Origin of the sequence: Methylobacterium cerastii (assembly GCF_022179125.1) — a bacterium.
GTDB classification, from domain to species: domain Bacteria; phylum Pseudomonadota; class Alphaproteobacteria; order Rhizobiales; family Beijerinckiaceae; genus Methylobacterium; species Methylobacterium cerastii.
Genome location: NZ_BPQG01000125.1, coordinates 1 through 1,325, shown reverse-complemented (window position 1 = coordinate 1,325; position 1,325 = coordinate 1). Strand labels below are relative to the sequence as shown.

The 1,325-nt window shown below is 67.1% G+C and carries 1 protein-coding gene; it reads right to left on the bottom strand.

Annotated features, from left to right (window positions below; translation table 11 throughout):
• Positions 1-144 precede the first annotated feature (144 nt).
• Positions 145-1,248 carry an IS5 family transposase gene (locus tag MFF13_RS25710; protein ID WP_147754820.1) on the bottom strand — a complete coding sequence of 368 codons (1,104 nt, stop codon included), beginning with the start codon at positions 1,246-1,248 and terminating at the stop codon, positions 145-147.
• Positions 1,249-1,325 lie beyond the last annotated feature (77 nt).

Here is a 1,325-nt window from a genome sequence, read left to right as displayed (position 1 = left end):
CTGCTGCAGAAGTCTGGTGTTACGCTCGGTTTGGATCGTTATCGGTGTTTGCCACGGATTGGCCGACGTCCGAGAGGCTGGATTCTGCCTCTTCGATGGGAGCCCGGGTTACGGGCCGCGTCTGCGCCCGGCTCGGGTCGCCCCTCATGCGCCTGCTCCGGCCAGAAGCCTCGGTAAGCGCACGAGGTTGTAGGCGATGGCTGCGAAGGTGAAGACCGCCTCGACCTTGGGCAGGGATCGGACCTTCACCTTGGCGAACCCGGCCTGGGCCTTGATCCAGCCGAAGACCTCCTCGATCCGCTTGCGAGACCGCAGGCTGATCGCGTAGCCGGCGTGCCGGGTGGTGCGGCCGTCGAGGGCGGTCTTGCGCACCTTGCCGGTCTTGGACACTGCCCCGTTGATCGCGATGTGCGGCGTCACCTGCCGCGCCCGCAGATCGCCGACGAAGGCTTCCACATCGAAGAGCTTGTCCGCGCCCAGCGTGATCCGGTGCCGACGGGGCAGGCGATCGAGCATGGCCAGGGCGGCCTCGCGCTCGGCCGTGCCGGTGGCGTGGGTGAGAGCCGCGTCCACCACCAGGCCGTTGCGGTTCTCCATCAGCGCATGCCCGAGGTAGCACAGCCGGCTCTCCTGACCGTCCGCCTTGCGGTAGAGCCGGGCGTCCGGGTCGGTGGTCGAGGCGTGGGTCTCGTTCGAGCGCTTCTCGCGGCGGAAGTCGCGCTCGCCGTTGCGGCCCGGTCCTGGCGGTTCGCCCGAACCGTCCTTGGGGCGGAAGCTCTTCATCGAGGCCCATGCCTCGATCATCGTGCCGTCGACCGAGAAGTGGTCGCTCGACAACAGCCGCTTGACCGGCTTGAGCGCCAGCAGCCCCGACAGGAAGGCGCGGGCGACGTCCGCTTCCAGCAGCCGATCACGGTTGTGCGTGAACACCGTCGGGTGCCAGATCGCGGCATCGATCTCCAACCCCACGAACCAGCGAAACAGCAGATTGTAATCGATCTGCTCCATCAGCATCCGCTCAGAGCGCACCGAGAAGAAGGCTTGCAGCAGCGTGGCACGCAGCAGCATCTCAGGCGGGATCGAGGGGCGGCCCAGTCCTGAGTACAGGCCCTCGAAGCGGTCGCTCAGCCCGGCCAGAACCTCGTCCGCCAGCGCCCGGATCGGACGCAGAGGATGATCGGCCGGTACGCGTTCCTCCAGGCGGACGTAGCTGAACAGGTTCTCCGACCGATCTCCGCGCCCGCGCATCGCCTGATCCCACCCCTGCCTCTAACAGAGTGAATCATCTCCGCGACAAGCCTGCCAGCGACTTCTGCAGCAGCCTG